The sequence below is a fragment of the Pseudorhodoplanes sp. genome (genome assembly GCF_035565795.1).
Taxonomy (GTDB): Bacteria; Pseudomonadota; Alphaproteobacteria; order Rhizobiales; family Xanthobacteraceae; genus Pseudorhodoplanes.
Window position 1 is genome coordinate 1 of the sequence record NZ_DATMRV010000260.1, and the last position, 3,413, is coordinate 3,413.

Sequence of the window (3,413 nt, forward strand, 5' to 3'; positions counted from 1 at the left end):
TGAAATCGTTGGCGCTCCCTAGGGGAATCGAACCCCTGTTTCAGCCTTGAGAGGGCCGCGTCCTAACCGCTAGACGAAGGGAGCGTGGCCCTGAGATAGCCGCGTTCTGCGGCCCGTGCAAGCGCGGCCCTGCGCCTCCGCGGATCAGCCCTCGGCCGGCCGTCATAACGCTCGCGACGGTGGCGGCGCCGAGCGGCCGTCTTGCCTGCGCCGGCGCTACTGCTACTTACGGTCGATGAAGCGCTCGCCGCCCTTTCCGGGATCCTTCTTCACGTCGGAACAGATCGCCCGCAGCGCCTGCCATTCCTGTTCGGTGAGGATCGGCGCGCCGGCCACCCCGCGATCGTCCTGTTTCATCCGGTCGAGCCGGTCGGCGCTGAGCGGATGGCTGTCGATCACAGTGGCGATGCGTCCGCCGCCGGTGACGCGCACCAGAAATTCGCCCATCGGCCGCGGCGAGCGGCCAAGGCCGCGCATGGCCTTGATGGTGAAATCGTCGGCGCGCGTCTCGGCCTCGCGCGAATAGGATGCGTCCACGATCGAGCGCGCCGCGAACAGCATCGCCGAGCCGCCGGTCACATCGCCGAACAGCAGCCCGATCAGGAACGACGAGCCGCCGGTCTGGATGATCTTGCGCAGGCCGTCGCGATTCTGCGCATGGCCGAGTTCATGCGCCATCACGCCGGCCACCTCGTCAACGCTCTTTGCGCGCTGCAGCAGTCCGTCGAGCAGATAGACCTTGCCGCCCGGCAGCGCATAGGCATTCGTGATGCTGGACGAGAGCACATGCGCTTCGAGCGGCGCATCGAAGCCGCCCGCGTCCTTCAGCTTCGACATCATCTTGTCGAACGCGGCCTTGCCGTCCGGCCGCGTGCAGACCTGCCCGCCAAAGACTGCGCGCGCCTGGCGGTCCACTGCTTCGCCGATGCGCTTCTCCACGGCGTAGGGCACGAGCGGCGCGAGCCGGTCGGCGATCAGCGGAATGCCGAAGATGGTGACAAACACGATCGACACCGCGGCCGCGAGCGACCAGGCGACGATGCGGCCGGTTTGCGCGCCGGCGCGTCCTGCGTCCAGTTGCGGAAAATGCACCGTCACCCGGGCGGCCGCGTCGGCGTCTGCGATTTCGAGCCGCGCGAGCGGCGGCGCGCTGGTGCACATCAGGCGCAGCGCCTTCCTGCCGTCGGCGCGCCGCACATCGGCAAACGGCCAGGTGGCGACGACGGCACCGTCTTCGACAATCTCCATCGCATCCGCAAAGCGCAGGGTCACGCTGCGCTTGCGGTTCGAGGTGCCGTCATAGAACACGGCGGCGATTGTCGTTGTATCGGAGGCGTCAGTCATCGCATGAACCATCCGGGGTCAACGTCCTCCCGATATCGAATCAGAACCCACCGATATCCAGGCTGTCGGCAAAGCCCTCACCGATTGCGCTTGCGGCTTCACCCAGCACCGCGATGTTGTCGGCCGCCGCTAGGTTATGCACCACACTGGTCTCGCACACCCTGGCCCACAGGTCGCGCACCAGATACATCCGAAGAATCACGTTGAAGGCCATTGCGGTCCCGAGGTAGCCGACGCCCATGCCGACCAGGACGAACGGGTTCGCCATCACCGCGGCCATTTTGGCCTCGCCTTCGAGGCCATTGCCGATGGCGAGATGGCCAAGGCCGAACACGGCACCGAACCACAGCGACATCACCAGCAGGGCCAGACACAGCCAGCCGATCACCTTCCAGTAGAAGCCCATCAGGTCGGCGATATCGAGATCGCTTTCGAAGCGCACCGCACCGAAGCGCAGGCCGTTCACCCACCAGCGCCACTCGATCGCCTTGTACATCGCGTAGAGGAACGGGATCGGGAAGATGAACATCGCCGTCGGCCACATCAGCAGCCACAGCCACCAGCCCTGCCTGAAGAAGGCGCCACCCGTCCCCTCGAAAGAGCCCTGCAGCGTGCCATAGGACGTGTAGCGCATCTTGAAGCGCTCGAGTGCCGCGGCGCGCCAGGGCAGCGCGAGCCCGAGCGTCACCCACACCCACAGCGTCCAGAGCGACGCACGCCACGCATAGGACCAGCCGGAGCCGCCCATGCTGAATCGCACCCCGCGCCACACCGTGCGCGTCATGCGATAGCGGCGCGCGCGATAGAGCGCGAATTGCGTGAACACATAGAGGAAGGCGATCAGCGGCAGCGAGGCGAAGGCCTGCACGCGCTCGGCCTCGAGGCCGACGAAGAAATACGCGACATAAACGGGCACAAGGATCGCCATCGCGACCAGGAAGCCGATGAACAGCTCCTTCGCGGTGCCGGTATATTCGGCCGCATCGCCATGCACCTCGGTGTGCGACCACAGATGCCGCCGCATGTCGGTCGCGAGCCAGAAGCGATAGAAGCCGAGGGTAACCAGTTCGAGCAGCGCGCCGCGCGTCACCAGCTTTCGAAAGTCGCGCCGCTCGCCGGTGAAGGCGATGGCTTGCGGGACGGGCGCGGCTTCACCCGCCTGCCCTTGCGAAATCTGAGGAACCGACACCGGCTTGTGCATGACGACCACGCGCTCCTGATCGGCGCCCTGTTCGGGACGCGAAGATTCGGGCGGGCTTTCTCCCGCAGGGGTCACACCCCCGTGCATGCGTCGTCACTCGCGCGGAAAGGGTTCAAAGCGGATTGAAGTCTAGCGCAAGGATGGAGGGATTGTAGGTACGATGATCGAGCTGATTGCGGGTTCGATTAATGATCGATGGCGGTTTTCACCCAAGTCATCCCTGCGCCTTCCGCGCCACCGGATATTCCACATCGCATCGCTTGCAGCGAAACACGTCGGTCACCTTCGCGACCGCCTTGTGCACCTCCGCAAGGATGGTTTCGCCGCCGCATACGGGACAGGGCGGCGTGGGCTTCGGAATCAAATCACCAATCGACAAATCGGACATGGAAATCCCTCCTCTGCTTGCGCGCAGAATCATGTCTCCGGCTGTTCGGGATGCCGCCCGGATCGGGCGTGGGGAAATAACGCGCGCACGCCGATCGGGTGCCGCTGAAAATTTCTGAAAATCTGCGTGATGCGCGGGAACCGCGCCGATCGTCTCGCGGCCGCATCGCAATGAATGTGCGCCGCCGCAAATGAAAATGGCCGGGACAAGCCCGGCCATCACAACGGCAATCATCGAAAAAATTCGTATCGCCTTCTCAAAGCGAACCTTGCCAGTACATCCGTGGCGAGCGTTCGCTTGCTTGCCGCCGCCTTACGCGGCCTGCAACAACCGCGGTTCACGCGGCCTGCAGCAAACCGCGGTTACGCGGCCTGCAGGTTGTCGGCCGAGGACTTGCCGGTCTTGCGATCGGCGCGGAGCTCGTACGAGATCTTCTGACCTTCGTTCAGGCCGCGCATGCCAGCGCGCTCAACGGCGCTG

The 3,413-nt window shown here is 65.0% G+C and carries 3 protein-coding genes, 1 tRNA gene and 1 pseudogene; all 5 read right to left on the bottom strand.

The window, feature by feature from the left end; translation table 11 throughout:
• Positions 1–9: 9 nt before the first annotated feature.
• Positions 10–84 (bottom strand) — tRNA-Glu (locus VNZ93_RS23470).
• A gap of 138 nt (positions 85–222) precedes the next feature.
• On the bottom strand, positions 223–1,344 hold the full coding sequence (locus VNZ93_RS23475; protein WP_325711182.1) for a M48 family metallopeptidase: 1,122 nt from the start codon (positions 1,342–1,344) through the stop codon (positions 223–225).
• Between the two features lie 40 nt (positions 1,345–1,384).
• Complete coding sequence (locus VNZ93_RS23480) at positions 1,385–2,632, bottom strand: YjgN family protein (protein WP_325711185.1); 1,248 nt, start codon at positions 2,630–2,632, stop codon at positions 1,385–1,387.
• A 127-nt stretch (positions 2,633–2,759) separates the two neighbouring features.
• On the bottom strand, positions 2,760–3,167 hold the full coding sequence (locus VNZ93_RS23485; protein ID WP_325711188.1) for a hypothetical protein: 408 nt from the start codon (positions 3,165–3,167) through the stop codon (positions 2,760–2,762).
• A gap of 128 nt (positions 3,168–3,295) precedes the next feature.
• Positions 3,296–3,413 (bottom strand): annotated as a pseudogene (locus VNZ93_RS23490) (cold-shock protein); the annotation flags it as partial.

Bases quoted from the DNA above. Each gene is read 5' to 3' on its own strand.
- VNZ93_RS23485 (WP_325711188.1), bottom strand. From the start codon at position 3,167: ATGATTGCCGTTGTGATGGCCGGGCTTGTCCCGGCCATTTTCATTTGC.
- VNZ93_RS23475 (WP_325711182.1), bottom strand. From the start codon at position 1,344: ATGACTGACGCCTCCGATACAACGACAATCGCCGCCGTGTTCTATGAC.
- VNZ93_RS23480 (WP_325711185.1), bottom strand. From the start codon at position 2,632: ATGCACGGGGGTGTGACCCCTGCGGGAGAAAGCCCGCCCGAATCTTCG.